This is a genomic window from Bradyrhizobium sp. 159, assembly GCF_023073795.1.
In the GTDB taxonomy this organism is placed as follows: Bacteria; Pseudomonadota; Alphaproteobacteria; order Rhizobiales; family Xanthobacteraceae; genus Bradyrhizobium.
In genome coordinates this window covers 1-16,278 of sequence record NZ_JADPKE010000029.1, presented here as the reverse complement: position 1 = coordinate 16,278, position 16,278 = coordinate 1, and the positions used below count along the sequence as shown (strand labels likewise).

Genomic DNA, 16,278 nt, shown 5'->3' with positions numbered 1-16,278 from the left:
CCACTAGGACGGGTCCTGCGGCGAACGCGCTCGTTGCAAAGCAGCGCGCACCTCGCATGAGCCGTAGCATTACGGTGTCTCCGCAGAAATCCGCACCCGTCAGCTGATTCTCTCGTCATGCGTCAAATTGCGTCGAATCCATAAGGCTCTTTTGAACGCGTGCATAGTTGTGTGCCATGAAAAGGGAGCACGCAATCCATCATGGCCATTATCAATGGAAGCGCCGGTGCTGACGTTCTGTTTGGCGGTACCGGAAATGATGTTCTGACCGGGGGAGCAGGCAGCGATACTTTCGTCGTCTCGAAGGGGTACGGCTCCGATACCCTCACTGATTTTCAGGCGGGCTTAGGCGGCGATGTGTTGCGATTACAGAACTACGGCTTTGCGACGTTCGCCAGTTTCCTGACAGCGGCCACCCAAGTGGGCGCCGATACGGTCGTAACGCTGTCGTCCACCGAAACCCTGACGCTGCAGAATGTCGCGCTTTCGACCTTGGTTGCGAGCAATGTTGCACTGGACAACCCGCTGCCAACGAGCGGAACGGCATGGAACTGGGCGGGTACCGTCGCCGCGGGCGGCACGCTGACTACGGGAGCGACAAATGACGGCATGCAGGCCGGCGGCACGGGCGTCACGCTGATCGGCGGAGCAGGGGACGACACCTACTATGTCTATGACCACAACACCAAGGTCGTCGAGCAGGCCGGTGAGGGTATCGATACGATCCGGGTCTGGAACATCAACGGATACAGCCTCGTCAATGCGCCGAACGTCGAGAATCTTGTCCTGACAGATAGCGTTCCGTCCCCTGCCACGGGTAATGACCTCAACAACATCATTGTCGGCAATGCCGGCGACAACATGATGGACGGCGGGCGAGGCAACGATGTGCTGACCGGTGGGGCCGGTCGCGACACCTTTGTCGTGAGAGCGGGCAACGGCAACGACATCGTCACCGACTTTCAGGCGGGTGCGGGCGGGGACATCCTGCAGCTCAACAACACCGGCTTCAAGACGTTCGCCGATGTCACGGCGGCCATGAAGCAGGTGGGCACCGACCTTGTCCTGACCATCGCTGGCGGCGAGACCATAACGCTTGAAAACACCAGTCTCCAGAATCTCACGGCCGCCAATATAAACATCGTCAGTCCCCTGAACGGACTGGTCCAGACCTTCAACGACGACTTCAACACGCTCTCCGCGGGCCAGGATCCGAGCCTAACCTGGCGCACGAGCTATGCCTGGAGCGGAGCCGCAGGCTACGGTCTGGCCGGCGAACAGGAAGTCTATGTCGATCCCAGCTTTTCCGGGCTGCCGGCCACTCAGGCATCAACGTCGCTCGGGCTTAATCCGTTCTCGATTCAGGACGGTCACCTCGTCATTACGGCGCAACCGTTGCCTGCGAGCGCGACGCCTTATACGGGGAGTGCCATATTTTCGTCGGGCATGATCTCGACCCAGAACAGCTTTACCCAGACCTACGGCTATTTCGAGATGACGGCCACGCTGCCCAGCACAAGCGGCGCGTGGCCGGCGTTCTGGATGCTGCCCAGCACTGCCAATAACCTCAACACGGAAATCGATGTGCTCGAGGCCTTTGGTCAGGATCCTGACCAGGCGCATTGGGCCATTCACTCACCCTACGCGCCCGCGACCAATGGGGCCTGGGCCAATACGGCCAACCTGACCACTGGAGAACACACGTTCGCGCTCAAATGGACGCCTTACGACCTGACGTTTTTCGTCGACGGGAAGGAGGTCGCACAGCAGGCGACGCCCTCCGACATGAATACGGCGATGTACATGATCGCCAACCTCGCGATGGGCGGGAGCTGGCCGGGCAACGCCGCGCCAGGATCGACGGCGACGATGACCATCGATTCAATCAAAGCCTATCAATTGCCGGAGTACACGCTTGCGAACTACACTCTGCTCACGAGTGGGACACCGACCAACACGATCGTGGGAAGTGCGGCTGCTGACACGCTGAGTGGCACGTCCGGCAATGACCTGATCGGCGGGGCAGGAGGGGCCGACGTCATGACCGGCGGTGCCGGCGATGACACTTATGTCGTCACCGATTCCGGTGCGAAGATTGTCGAAGCCTATCGCGGAGGCATCGACACGGTAAACTCCTCGGTGACGTATACGCTTTCGAGCTACGTCGAGAATCTGACGCTCACCGGTTCGGCGGCCATCAACGCCACTGGAAATATTCAGTCCAACATCATCATCGGCAATTCCGCGGCGAATGTGATCACCGGCGGGCTCGGCAATGATATCCTGACCGGCGGCGGCGGTGCGGATAGGTTCGTAATCAACTCCGGCGATGGTTCGGACATCATCACCGACTTTTCTCCGGGATCGGGCGCCGCCCACGATGTCGTCCAGCTCAACGGCTTTGCCTTCACCTCATTCGACGACGTGCGGGCGGCAATGACCCAGGTCGGAAGCGACGTCTATCTGAAGTTGACCAGCCAGGACACTCTGGTGTTCCGCAACACGACGGTCTCGGCATTCACCAGCGACGATTTCCAATTGCCAGCAACACTTCCGGTCGGCGGGACAATCACGTCCTGGATCAGCGGCAAAGCGAGCAGCCGCATGGTGTACGGCACCGCGGCGAACGACAAGCTCTCGGCGGTCAATATCGATGACATGCTCGTCGGAGGGAACGGCGACGATACCTACGTCATCGGTAACGCGAACCAGAAAATCGTCGAGAATCCCGGCGGCGGCATTGACAGCGTGGAGGCGTGGACGTCGTACACGTTACCAGCAAACGTCGAGAATCTGACGTTGATGATGGGCGGGCTCGCGGGCGTCGGCAACCAAATGGCAAACCGTATGGTCGGCTCGAGCGGTGACGATTCTCTGGACGGCGCCGGCGGGAATGACTGGCTCTCTGGAGGAGCTGGGAACGATACTTTCATTTACAATGCAGGCAGCGGCAACGATACGATCGCGGATTTCCACATCTTAACGAGCGCGACTGCCGAGCATGACAAGCTCATTGTGAAAGGCTACGACAGCGGCGCCTATTTGACCCATTTGAACGACGTGTGGACTGTTCACTACGCGGGTGGAACAGATACCCTGCGCATTGCCGGTGTCACCAGCATGACGTCAGCGGACTATTCATTCGTCTCCGCGACGAATTCACCGATGGCAATGACATCTATCGCCGTGCCGACGATCTCAGCTGTCAACGACGGCGGCTCGATCGTATCGGGCCTTGTCAATACAAATCATCTGATCCTCACGGGTCACGCGCAGGCAGGCGTAACCGTCAAGGTTTTCGACGGGACCACTCAGATCGGCACGGCGATCGCCGACGGCAATGGTAGCTGGAGCATGGCGGCCGCGATGCTGGCCGAAGGCGGGCATGCCTTTGCCGCGGCAGCGGTGGACGGTGTCGGCAATCTCACCGCGCTCTCAGCCGGGGTCAATGTCACCGTCGATACCGTCGCCCCGAACGTGCCCAAAGTCGCGTCGTTCTCTCCCGACAGCAACGTTGCCGGCGACGGCGTCACCAACATCAACCAGGTGAACCTGGTTGGAACCGCTGACGCGGGGAGCGCGGTGCAGGTTTTCGACGGCGCGACGATGATCGGAACGGCGATCGCCGATACCAACGGAGCCTGGTCCTTTGCCACCGCAACGTTGGCGGACGGTAATCACACGTTTACGGGCAAGTCCGCGGACGCCGCCGGAAATGTCAGCGCGTCCTCAGGCGCGCTGAACGTCACGGTCGATACCCGTGCCCCGGTTGCGCCCATTCTGACCTCGGGCGCTCCTGCCGCTTCGAACGCCATAATTGTTTCCGGCACGGCAGAAGCCGGAAGCATTGTCCGGCTGTACGAAGGCTCGACCCTGCTCGGCACCGGCGTCGCGGCGACGAGTGGGGCTTGGAGCGTCACCACCGGATCGCTCACGGCAGGGCAACACAGCTTCATCGCGACCGCCACCGACATCGCCGGCAATCGGAGCCAGCTTTCGAACGCTTTCAGCTCCGCCGTCGGTACGGTGATCGAAGCGACCGGCACGACATCGCTTATCAAGTCGGGAAGCAACTTCTACCTTTCGACAGCCGGGTCGTCGGTTCTGCTGAAGTATGGCGGAACGGCGGTTATCGCGGGGCAGCTTGGCTCATGGGTGCCAGTGGGTGCGGAAGCGTCGTCGAACGGCTATCTTGTCGCGTGGAAGATCCCCTCGACCGGTGAGTTCACGATCTGGAGCACCGACCGCAACGGCAATTTCGTATCCACCTATCTGAACAAAATGTCCGGCACCGACCCGGCTCTTGAGTCGAATGAGACCCTCTTTCACCAGGACCTCAACGGTGATGGCGTAATTGGTCTTCCACCGACTTCCCAGAAGGTTTCAGGCACCATAGTCGAGGCGTCCGGCTCAACCAGCCTGGTTCTGGCCGGCTCGAATTACTTGCTCGACTCGATGGCCAGCGGCGCGGGGCCGACGTTGAAGTACGGTGGTGTGGCGGTTGTGTCGGGACAATTCGGCGCTTGGACGCCGGTGGGCGTGGAGCAAACGACCAGCGGCTATGACGTGGCCTGGAAGATTCCGGCCACCGGCGAACTCTGTGTGTGGACCACGGACAGCAATGGCAACTGGGTATCGAACCTCCTGAACAAGGTGTCCCCGACTGACCCCGCTGTTAAAGCGATCGAGACGACGTTTTATCAGGACCTCAATGGCGATGGCGTCATCAATACGTCATCGACCGTCCTCAAGATCTCCGGAAATGTCGTATTGAACCTGGGCAATATGTCACAGGCCGCGACGATCGACCCCGGCGCCACGCTCGAATTGTCAGGCGCCGCTTCCGGATCGATCGCCTTCAAGGCGTCGACCGGCAATCTGGTGTTGGACCACGCGTCGCAATTTACGGGAACGCTCATCGGTCTGACGGGTGACGGCACCGCCTCCAATTCCAACCATATCGACCTAAAGGACATCGCATACGGAACGGGAACGTCGGCGTCCTTTTCGGGCAACACAGCCGGCGGTACCTTGACCGTGGTCGATGCCCAGGATCACACGGCACATATTTCGCTTGTTGGTGACTACACCAGGTCGACCTTCAACCTCTCGAGCGACGGAATGGGCGGCACGCTTGTGATCGATCCTCCGAAAGCCAGCTTTGATTTTTCGGCGGTTGCGCCGTCGCAGCCTCCCGCTACCGCACGGGCCCTCGGAGACGGCGGGTTCGTGTTCGAGCAATCCGCTACCCCCAACGTATATGACTTAGTCAACGAGGCGTTTCATGAATCGGCCCAGGCAGTGCTCCGCGTGGCCACCACTTACCCAGATGTTGACTCAAGCCTTCATCAGGTCGAAGCCGTTCACGCGGTAGCCCCGATCGATGTCCATCTGACGGAGTTGCATGACTTCATCCTTCGCTGAGCGTCTTTGCCTTTCGAAAAACGTTGCGCAATACGCGTTTCGCAAGTTCCCGTTTCCGCGGGAAGAAGCTCATCGCGAGGAGATATGATGCATAGGCAAGCGCCAGCAGCGTAACCAGCCCAGCGAAAGAGTTTCCATCCAGCAATGAGATGATCGAAATCCTTGTGACGACCGCCGCAACGCCACAACCGACCCAATGCGGGACAGTCGTCTTGACCAGACTCCTAGTCGTCACCGGGCCATGACGACCGATCGATATCGCATAAAGCGGCAGCACGACGGTGCAGTTCACCAGCGTATACGCCGCAGCGATTCCAAGCGCGCCCCAGGGAAGACCGACGAGGAATGAGGTCACGTTGATCAGGGCGGTCCAAACGCCGAGCCTGAAGTACTCCTGGCCACGGCCTTGACTGAGGAACAGCCAAGCGGCCGTCGCGGTTGCGACCTGGATCAAACCCGCAACGCCAAGCCAAGAAAAAATCGGGGCTGCACCCACCCAATGCTCACCAAGGAGAACTCTGAAGAGTGGCTCCGAGAGCAGGATGGCGAAGACAATGCCCGGCTGACATATAAGCATGACCATGGAAAGGGCATCGCTGTAGGTGCTCAGATATCTCTCCTTATCGAAACGAAGCCGCGAAAGCAGCGGGACAATCACCTGGCCGATGGGGTTGTGTAATTGGACGATCGGCAGCAGCAACAGCTTATAGGCCCGATCATACAGGCCGAGTTCGTCGCCGCCTCGAAATTTGCCAATGAGAATGTTGTCCGCATTTCTCGAGAGATAGTTGACCAGATTGAACCCTGACACGTGCAAGCCGAATCGCGCCATGTGTTGCGTCTCGCTGTCCAAATGAGGATATCCCGGGCGATAGCCAGAATAGGCCCAGATCCCCACTGTCGAAATGAGCGTGAGAACGAGCGTGGACAGGTAAAGGGCCCAATAGTTTCTCAAGATGATTACGGCGACGATCCCTGCGACAACGGAAGCGGTTGTCGCAACGACATCCAGGATTGCCAGGGCCTTGAACCGGGATTCTTTGGCAAGTAGCGCCGACGGAACGGTCGGAAGGCCAGCAATGAAGCTTAGGCCGGCAATTGCGATCATGAGCTGTTGAAGCCTCGTATCGCCGTAAAACAGCGCAATCGGATGCGCGCTCAGCGCCAGAACGAGAGCAGATGCCGCGGAAGCGAGCACCGATAACCAGAACAGCGCATCGATCTGGCCCTTGGCGATTTCCGTGCGTTGAATGATAGCCTGCCCAACGCCGACGTCCTTGATGAGCCCGAGGAACGTCGCGGCGGTCGCAGACATGGCCAGCAGGCCGAAGTCGGACGGGGCAAGATTTCGCGTCGAGAATATCGTCAAGACAAAACCAGCCGACAGTTTCCAGGCCTGAGACCCGCCAGTTATGAGGATGTTGGTTACGGCCCGTGACTTGCTGTCTCTGTCCAACGAGCTCACCCCCCCGCGATCTCAAACGGTTCCTGCTCGGTCTTGCAGCTGCCAGCAAATGCCGGGGAAAATCCAGCGCACTGAACGATGGCGGTTCCGATGGTCGCCGCTTTTAGCTTGGCCTTGACACGAACGGAAGACGTGACCGGGCCATGTGGGATCGGCGGACCTGGGCGAGTGTGGTCGAAACTGACTTCAACGATGGCCTGCCCGTCACTAAGGTCAATGCGGAGCCTTCTGCCACATCAATGCCCGTAGTTTGTCATATTTTAATTCGCAATGTGGAGGTTCCCGCGAGATGATTTTTGTGAGCACTCACATCAGGAGAAGGGCAAGCTGCGCTTGCGATGCTTGCAGACAGCTAGTGATTCGATAATGTTCGGTTGATCTCGATTGCGAAGCTCCGGAGGTCCAAGACGGGATGACGTTGTATACCGTTGCATCACAGCAAGGAGCCCGGTCTAGCGTCTCGTCGCTCGCGGGACCTCTTTTCCTCCTCGCAGTAGCCGTCATTCTTTCTGCGATTTCGCGGCGGGCCGTCACGCATCTCGCGCGCTGGTCTGACATTTACGCTTTGATGCTGGTTTGCTTGGCATTTACTGGCGCGCTCGCCTTCAGCTCCATTCGCTACCGTGATTTCTCGCCGCCATTGCGGATCACCGCCTTCGCGATCGGAATGGCGATCTTCGTGCAGTTGCTGTTCGATTCATTGGGGCCTTTCGCGGGGCCTCCCAACATCCTGTTCGGTTCGAACGACAATATTCTGTTCTTCCGCTACGGTGCGGTGCTTGCAGTTGTGGCAGGAATAGCCGCGATCTGGCGCCCTTCATTTCTGGTGCCGCTGTTCTATTTTTATCATGCATGGCGCGAAATGGTGAGCGTCGTGTCCGGCATCTTCGTGACCGAGACCGATTATCTCGGGATGCTCGACGTCGGTAACTTCGCCGTCCTTGGCGTGCTCGGCACGATCGTCCTCACCAGCGCCTGGGTGATGGATCGAGTGCCGTGGCTGCGAACTCTGTTCGCTTCTGCAGACAACGTGAAGCAGCTTCGCGATCGCGCCTATGGCTTGATTTGGGCGTGCGCCGTCGGGGCACATCTCGGCAGCTATTTCTGGTCGGGAATCGCAAAGCTGCAGGCTGGTGGCGAGAAGCCATGGACCTGGCTGCTCGCAAATCCCACGCAAACCTCAATCCTGATGGGTCTCGAACGCGGCGACGCCCCGCTCGGCCTATGGCCGGGCGCGTTGCAGACGATCTGGGACGCGATCGTGAGCAACCAGCTGATCTTCAACGTCTTCGTGCTGGGTGCCCAGCTCCTGTCGCCCTTGGCTGCGATCTCGACGCGCGCGCTGTCGTTCTTCTGCCTGCTGTTCGACATCTTCCACATCGGCGTGTACTTCACACTGGGGGCTCTGTTCTTCTTCTGGATTGCGCTCAACCTGTTCATCGTAGCCGCGGCACGCACGCTGCCGCGTGATGGGTTCACCCCGGCGATGAAGGTTGTGATGGTCGTGACCGTCATTTGTGGCCGGTTCTTCTTCTACACCAATTACCTTGGATGGCTGGACGGGCCGAAGCTGGCAAGCCCGCGGCTTTTCGTCGAGACCCGCGATGGTCGCCAGGTTCTCGCGCCTTCCACGTATTTCGGCATCTACTCGTACATGATCGGGACCGGAACCATGTACATCCCTGAGAATCATTTCCGGGCTCGCGTTGGCGGCAACAACCACGATCTTGCGACTTGGCACGACGCGACCACCTGCGGCCCGGAGATCCTTCCGCGTCAGGACACAGGCGTAGCCATGGAGGCCGTGGAAAAAATGGTCCGCGAGACGGATCGCTTTTTCCGTGTCTATCCCTGGGTGAAGGATAACAACAGTTTTTATGCCTATCCGCACCACATGCTGTCCAATCCATGGCTGTACGGCGAATTCAACAAGCTGGCCATGGACGATATTGTCGCCTATCACTATGTGGTGGACTCAGTATGCCTCGGCCTGGCGGAGGGCAAGCTTGTGCGCGACGTTCGGAAGCGAACGGACTATCGAATTGACCCATAGTGATGACGATATCTGGGTGGTCTATGACGGCGAATGCCCGTTATGCAGCCGCTATGTTCTGCTGTACCAGTTGCGGGAGCGTGGGCAGCGCATTCACCTGATCGACGCGCGTTCGGAGCATCCAATCGTGCGCGATATCCGCGCGCGTAACCTCGATCTCAATGAAGGCATGGTGGTTCGCTGGCGTGGGCGGCACTACTATGGGGCCGCTGCAATGCATCTGTTGGCAACGCTTGCCGGGGAGGCGACCGTCTTCAATCGCCTCAATCGGCTCGTGTTCTCGCGGCCGCGCCTCGCAAGGGCGCTTTATCCGGCGCTGGTGCGCGGAAGGAAGCTTCTCCTTCGGCTTCTCGGCCGCAAGCTGATCGATGAAATCAATGCTCCAGAACAGCAGATATCGGTCGGTCCTTCCGACGAACACATCAAGCACAACGACGGGGTCCGCTGACGATTGGAGGAAAGCTCCAGCGCGCTTCCTGTGTCCAGGAAGCGGTGGGTCAGGGTTATCGCGTCGCGGCCTGGTAGGCCGGGGAGAGACGCATCAGACCGCAACGGACAAGATCGTCTGATGATTGGTAGATCAGGCTTTTCGGATAAATGAGCTCGAATGACGGATTCTGATCGAGCCGCTCCGCGTAGCGTTGATATTCGACCGATCCGAGATAGTAGTTCCCCTCACGGACCGCGATTGCGACCTTGTCGGTGAAGTCGTGGAGAAATTTGAAATGGAGCAGGGCGCCTGTGACGTCGCCTGCCTTGCCTCGTGGGGCCATCAGGTGACCGGCGGCGATATAGCGACGGCCGGGCAACCATCGGGCGAGCGGCACTTTAGTGAGCAGCGGTGGCTGCCAGCGCGTGATGTTAACTGCAGGCAGCAGCCGCGCCAGCCCGTATGGCTCAAGCAATTGTACAAGTGTGTCGTACAGAGCGATCTTCGGCGGCATCGGTTCGTCATAAAACAGCCTCGCTCGCGCACCACCCACCAGATAGTTGGTCGGAAAGCCGCGCCGACGGCGCTTCACATACGTATCGGAATCAAAGTAGGGCGAGAAAGCGACGAGGCTCTCGCCGGCATGGTAGCGCTCCGGACCGCCGAGCCAGCGTGGATACATATCGACCATTTCCGCGGTCATGCAATCAGCGCCGGTGCTCTCCAGATAACGGCACAGCCATCGAAGATCAAAATTTTCGCAGTCGGGATAGACGAAGAGTTCGTCTGCATCGAGCGTCAGCGCCCACCGTCCTTGCGCGAATTGGTCGAGCACGGCGCTGGTCCAACGCGCACCACCATTTGATTCTGCAAAGGGTTCCCGGATCTCGAACACGTGAACATCCGGCTGATCGAGCAGGAATGCTCGCGTGCCGTCATCCGAACGGTCATCGATCGCGAGGAAACGTCCGACCCCGAGCCGGCGATGATGGCGCAGGAAATCGGGCAATCGTAGCATCTCGTTGCGGAGCTTGCCGACCGCCACGATCTCATCGGCACCGAAGTCGAGCGGCCGGGTATCAATCCGGTGAATGACCGGATCGGGACGCTGCTTGGCCCGTGATCGCGTTGGCGTCAACAGAGCGACAGCCGCTTGAGCCCTTCCAATCGACTCTTTTAACGCGTTCCGCGCGCCGTTGCCCGCCGCTGCTCTCGCCGGCAATTCCATTTTAGATCTTCCAGCCAACCGATCACATCTGCATTATCTACGAGAAAGACGGCGAATATAGGTGCTATGGACGGTCACGTTGTCCCATCGGGTTGATCTAGTCTCGTAAGCCCGTGGCGAGCCACAAATGTGCGCTTCTTCTTTGCAATCGAGGAATATCGGCCAGCGGCTTCGCGTCGGTTCCAGGTAGATTGCATTGCCATTCATTCCCGAAACGTCTCGAGCATGCAGTGATGTGTCGCACGAGCCTGTCGCGCAGTCGTGTGTCCAAATGCATTTTGCCCGGTCGACTTCGTGCAACACCGCCAATCCGCTGAAATGTTTCAAGGAGGCGAAGTCAAAGGAAGGAGCCTCCGCCACGCGTATTCACGCGCGTATTCAGTTGGGTGCAGGAGATCTTTCGAGCCGTTGAGCAGCTTTGAGCTGTGGTCAACTTTTTACGGAGCATCACTCGTGCACGGGATCATCCGCGCAAACGAAGCGCTCACAAGCGCACCGGCAGGAATGCGACTCCTGCGGCATGATCTGCATGGCAATCGAGTAGGTATGGAGCTTATACAGGGGGATGTCGCAATGCACGGACCATGCGACAACATCCTCGCTGGCAACTGGTGAAGGACGAGTCTGATTAGACGGCGATTTGCGATTCAGGCATCTGCGGTGATGCCTCCGACTGCACCTGATCGAGCAACGAGAGGTTGGCGACGAGCAGATAGATCAGCAGGCTCGCGCAATAGACGACTTGCAAAATTGCCGCGCTGGCGACGAATGCTATCGCGCCCGAGGCGAAACCATGCTCAAGACCCAAATACCACGCTGGAACCAGGATCAGCATCGTTGCCGGAATAAGGGCGTACGCGCGAAAAAAACGCCCCAGAAGAACACCCGCCACGCCGCTTGCGATTATCAGCACGACCAAAATCTGCCCTCCTGCTCTTGCACCAGAGATGTTCCGGACGCACGACGGGTCGTATTGTAGCCACAGAACTGCTAAAAACATACCACTTTTGCGCAGCCGTGGCCAGCCATTGGCTGGGCGTGCCGCTGCGCTGCGGGCGGGCGGTTCTGTCCTGGAACGTGCGCGGTCGTCGACCCGGACCCTTGGATCCGGGAGTTCTCCTGCTGAATACTTGGTGCTTTCGGTTCCAGGAGGTTACTTTCCACCCGGGTGGTCGACCTCGGCAACAGGCCCACTCGCAGATGCGGCAAGAGGTTTGTGATCAAGACGCCCCCGGGAGGAGAGCGGTCCTAGCTCCCCTGGCTTTTACGCAGCAGGCGCCCGACCAGTTCTTCGAGGCTCTGCTCAATATCCACGGACTGCAAAGATCTGGTATCGGGCTCAGACGAATGCGGCTCGATGAGACGCAAGTTTGCGCCAGCAGGCCCGGCGGGTCTCACTGGCGTCGGCTCCCGAATGGATACGGGTTTAAACGACTGAGGCATGTCATGGTACGTCTGCTCAGTCATTGCGGGTTGAGGTGTGGCGTATCGCGACCTGGTGCTTTCATCCGAAGATGGTTGCCTGGTTCTGAGCGCGGGCGAAACGTAGGGCTGCAAGTGCAGGTACTCGGCGTGCCGCTTACGAGAGATCAGCTCGCGCGTGCCGTAGCCGGCCGCGAAGCCAATCGCGAGCAGAACAAATATGATGAGGAGACCCACCATCGAACTATACGTGCCCACTCATAATTCTGCCTCGGAGTCAACCTGCTGCCGTCTATATCCTGTAGTTGATAGCTGCCGTAATTGACGATTTGAAGGCACGTCGTTCCGGCGTGTCCGGGTGGGGCTGCGCTCGCCTCAAATTCAAGCGCCATGGATGACCGCCTCCGCTGGCGTCGCCTTGCTGCGTCGGAGGTCGCGGTGTAGATGTCGCGCATGAGCGATGACACTCACAAGCTTCGAAGCGGCCGGCTCAGCGCGACCGTCAAGGCGCATGGCGCCGAACTGTGCTCGCTCAAGGACGGCGGCGGCATCGAATTCGTCTGGCAAGCGGGGCCGCAATGGCAGCGCCACGCGCCGCTGCTGTTTCCGATTGTCGGGCGCCTGGCCAATGACGAATTGCGGCACCGGGGCAAGACCTATCGGATGACCCAGCACGGCTTTGCACGCGACAGCCGTTTCGCGTGGACAGAACGCGGCGAGGGCCGCTGCACGCTGGTGCTCGAAGACAGCGAGGCGACGCGCGCGCTCTATCCGTTCGCATTCCGGCTCACCGCTGCCTATGCGATCGACGATTCCGGCCTTGATCTGACGTTCACGATCGCCAATACCGGCAAGGAGACATTGCCGGCTTCGCTCGGTGGCCATCCCGCCTTCAACTGGCCGCTCCAAGCCGGACGAGCGAAGGAGAGCTACGCGCTGACCTTTGCAAACGCGGAATCGGCTCCCGTCCGCCGTCTCGACGGCGGCTTGCTGCGCGCAGCAACGGAGCCGAGCCCGGTCAAGAATAGAGCGCTGCGCCTGTCCGAAGCCCTGTTCGTGGATGACGCCATCATCTTCGACCGCATCGAGAGCAATTCGGTCCGCTATGCCGCCGGGCAGGGCGCGGCAACCGGGCCCTGGCTGAAAATGTCCTGGCGCGGCTTTCGCGAACTCGGCGTCTGGTCGAAACCGTCGGGCGCGCCGTTCCTCTGCATCGAGCCCTGGCGCGGCCATGCCAGCCCCACCGGCTTCGACGGCGAGTTCACCGAAAAGCCCGGCCTGATGCATATCGCGCCGGGTGCGCAAGAGTGCTTGTCGTTTCGGATCGAAGTCGGATCGTCCTGAGACCGCGCTCAGAGCTCGATCCGCGTGAGGTCCTCGCCGAGCACGACAGGACCTGAGTAGTCCTGCCGGACATCGTTGAGCAGCGCGCTCAGCATGGCATCGTCAGTGCGCGGCCGGTGATGGGTCAGCGCGAGCTTCTTGACGCCGGCCTTGGCTGCGACTTTTCCGACCGTATCGCCGCAGGCGATCGTGAATTTCGCAAGCCGGCGCAGGTGCTCGTTGCTGATCTCCGGCGTTGCGAGGAAGCAGCACTGAACGAGCAGGTCGGCTCCCTCCGCCAATCGCTCGAGGCCGGGGCAGGGGACGGTGTCGCCGGAAATCGCAATGACCTTGCCTTCCGCCTCGAAGCGGTAGCCGACGCACATCCAGCGTTGGAGGAAGGCAGGCGGCATGTCGAGACCGTCGCCATGCGAGACGAGTTCGGCGCTGATCTTCCAGCGGCCGGTGTCGAGAACCGGACCCGGCACGATGTCCGTTGCGACCACCGGTTTCCAGCCGCCGAAGGTCGGCTCGCCCCGATCCCGCCAGATGATGTCCTTGTCGTAGACCTGCGTGATCAGCGTGTTGACCAGTCGTTCGGTATCCGGCGGGCCATAGATGCGCAGCTCGTCCTTGCGTCCATGCATCCACGAATTCAGCATCACGTCGTAGAGATCGCCGATGTGGTCGAAATGGTGATGGGTGAGGAAGACCGTGTTGATGGCGCCGAGCGGCACGCCAGCCTTGCTGAGCTGCACCATAACGCCGCGGCCGGCGTCGATCAGGATGTTTAGGTCGCCGAGCCTGATCAGCGTGGTCGTCGCCATCCGGCGCGGATCGGGGCGTGGGCCGCCGGTGGAGCAGTATGACCTCCATGGCGCTCCTCCAGATACAGCCTCTTGCGACGCACACTAGATGCGAAACTCGCGGCGGGGCAAGCTGCGAGGTGATTAGGTTGGCTCGCCTTCCGTCACCGAGATGCGCAGATGGCGTCGTTCTATGGGCCGGTTTCACCAGAACGACACCCGAATGTGAGGCGCAGCCGGCGGAAGGAACGCCCCCTCCTTCGCGCGTGTTGTGCCCTTGGCGGGGTGCCGGTCGGTGCTATTGTATCCCGCGATCGCTTGCGACAGGACGAGGTATTTCAGTGGCTAATGTTGATCTCGCGGCGGGCAAGCAGGCCTCGCCGGACGCGCTCACCAATATTCCGCGGCTGGTGACCGCCTATTTCGCCGGCAAGCCCGACGCGGCCGACCCCGCGCAACGGGTCGCGTTCGGCACCTCGGGTCATCGCGGCACATCGTTCAAGAACACCTTCAACGAGGGCCACATCGTCGCGACCACGCAGGCGATTTGTGATTACCGCCGAGAAAAGGGGCTGACGGGCCCGCTCTTCATCGGCATCGATACCCATGCGCTGGCAGAGCCCGCGCTCACGAGCGCCGTCGAGGTGTTCGCGGCCAACGATGTCGATGTCATGATCGACAAGGACGGCGGCTACACGCCCACGCCGGTGATCTCGCACGCGATCCTGACCTACAACATGGGGCGTACGAGCGGCCTCGCCGATGGCGTCGTGATCACGCCCTCGCACAATCCCCCGGAAGACGGCGGCTACAAATACAACCCGCCGCATGGCGGCCCCGCCGACGCCGACGTCACCGGCGTGGTCGAGAAGCGCGCCAATGCTTATCTCGCCGATGCCCTCAGGAGCGTGAAGCGCGTCGACTACGCCAAGGCGCGCAAGTCTTCGAAAGTCCACGCCTACGATTTCATCACACCTTATGTTGCCGATCTCGGCAATGTCGTCGATCTCGACGTGGTCAAGTCCGCCGGCGTCACGATCGGCATCGATCCGCTCGGCGGTGCCGCCGTGCATTACTGGCATCCGATCATCGATCGCTACGGCCTCAAGGCCACCGTCGTGAACGAGGCGATCGATCCGACCTTCCGCTTCATGACGGTGGACTGGGACGGCAAGATTCGTATGGACTGCTCCTCGCCTTATGCGATGGCGAGCCTGATCGGGATGCGCGACCGCTTCGACGTCGCCTTTGCCAACGACACCGACGCGGATCGCCACGGCATCGTGACGCGGACCGGCGGCCTGATGAATCCGAACCATTATCTTGCGACCGCGATCTCCTATCTGTTCGCGCACCGTCCGGACTGGGGCAAGGATGCCGCGATCGGCAAGACCGTGGTGTCGAGCTCGATTATCGATCGCGTTGCGAAAAAGCTCGGCCGCAAGCTGATCGAGACGCCGGTCGGCTTCAAATGGTTCGTCGACGGCCTGCTCACCGGCGGCTTCGGCTTCGGCGGCGAGGAGAGCGCGGGGGCCTCGTTCCTGCGCCGGGACGGCACGGTCTGGACCACCGACAAGGACGGCGTCATTCTTGGTCTACTTGCTGCCGAGATCATGGCCAGGACCGGCCGTGACCCCAGCCAGCTCTTTGGCGACCTCACCGCCGAGTTCGGCGTGCCCCATTACGCGCGTACCGACGTCGCGGCCACCGGGCCGCAGAAGACCATCCTGAAATCGGTCACGCCCGAGCAACTTGGCCTGAAAGATCTCGCCGGCGACCCCGTCCGCGCCACCCTGAGCAAGGCGCCCGGCAACGGCCAGCCGTTCGGTGGCATCAAGGTCGAGACCGATTTCGGCTGGTTCGCGGCAAGGCCCTCGGGGACGGAGGACGTCTACAAGATCTACGCCGAGAGCTTCCGCAGCACCGAGCACCTGACGCGAATTCAGGAGGAGGCCAAGGCCGGGCTGAAGAAGGTGTTCGGGACGTAAGGCATCTTGTGGCGGCGGACGCTCTCTTACCCTCCCCTGGAGGGCAGGGCTATCGCATGTGGCCGAGGAGCTCAAAAAGAAAGGCATCGTTCCACCCGGCGCGCTTGAGCTTGAGGCGCAAGGAGATGGTGGTGTCAGG

9 protein-coding genes are annotated in these 16,278 nt (G+C 60.4%); 5 read left to right on the top strand and 4 right to left on the bottom strand.

The window, feature by feature from the left end:
- Positions 1-201: 201 nt before the first annotated feature.
- Entirely contained in the window at positions 202-5,424 is a 5,223-nt protein-coding gene (locus tag IVA96_RS05290; protein ID WP_247415814.1) for an Ig-like domain-containing protein, read from the top strand.
- Here IVA96_RS05290 and IVA96_RS05285 read toward each other — a convergent pair.
- Complete coding sequence (locus tag IVA96_RS05285) at positions 5,411-6,880, bottom strand: lipopolysaccharide biosynthesis protein (RefSeq protein ID WP_247415812.1); 1,470 nt, start codon at positions 6,878-6,880, stop codon at positions 5,411-5,413. The genes IVA96_RS05290 and IVA96_RS05285 overlap by 14 nt on opposite strands.
- Before the next feature lie 421 nt (positions 6,881-7,301).
- Between IVA96_RS05285 and IVA96_RS05280 the strand changes: the two genes are divergently transcribed.
- Complete coding sequence (locus IVA96_RS05280; RefSeq protein ID WP_247415810.1) at positions 7,302-8,942, top strand: hypothetical protein; 1,641 nt, start codon at positions 7,302-7,304, stop codon at positions 8,940-8,942.
- On the top strand, positions 8,932-9,390 hold the full coding sequence (locus IVA96_RS05275; protein WP_247415808.1) for a DCC1-like thiol-disulfide oxidoreductase family protein: 459 nt from the start codon (positions 8,932-8,934) through the stop codon (positions 9,388-9,390). The genes IVA96_RS05280 and IVA96_RS05275 overlap by 11 nt, the downstream gene beginning before the upstream one ends.
- A 55-nt stretch (positions 9,391-9,445) precedes the next feature.
- On the opposite strand, the gene IVA96_RS05270 is transcribed toward IVA96_RS05275, so the two are convergent.
- Positions 9,446-10,600, bottom strand: coding sequence for a glycosyltransferase family 2 protein (locus IVA96_RS05270; protein WP_247415806.1), 1,155 nt, complete (start codon positions 10,598-10,600; stop codon positions 9,446-9,448).
- Positions 10,601-11,228: 628 nt separating this feature from the next.
- Positions 11,229-11,519, bottom strand: coding sequence for a hypothetical protein (locus IVA96_RS05265; protein ID WP_247415804.1), 291 nt, complete (start codon positions 11,517-11,519; stop codon positions 11,229-11,231).
- A 956-nt stretch (positions 11,520-12,475) separates the two neighbouring features.
- Here IVA96_RS05265 and IVA96_RS05260 point away from each other — a divergent pair.
- On the top strand, positions 12,476-13,366 hold the full coding sequence (locus IVA96_RS05260) for an aldose 1-epimerase family protein (RefSeq protein ID WP_247415801.1): 891 nt from the start codon (positions 12,476-12,478) through the stop codon (positions 13,364-13,366).
- 8 nt (positions 13,367-13,374) lie between these two features.
- On the opposite strand, the gene IVA96_RS05255 is transcribed toward IVA96_RS05260, so the two are convergent.
- Positions 13,375-14,172, bottom strand: coding sequence for an MBL fold metallo-hydrolase (locus IVA96_RS05255; protein ID WP_247415799.1), 798 nt, complete (start codon positions 14,170-14,172; stop codon positions 13,375-13,377).
- A 320-nt stretch (positions 14,173-14,492) separates the two neighbouring features.
- Here IVA96_RS05255 and pgm point away from each other — a divergent pair, with 320 nt between their 5' ends.
- Entirely contained in the window at positions 14,493-16,139 is a 1,647-nt protein-coding gene (gene pgm / locus IVA96_RS05250; protein ID WP_247415797.1) for a phosphoglucomutase (alpha-D-glucose-1,6-bisphosphate-dependent), read from the top strand.
- Positions 16,140-16,278: the final 139 nt, after the last annotated feature.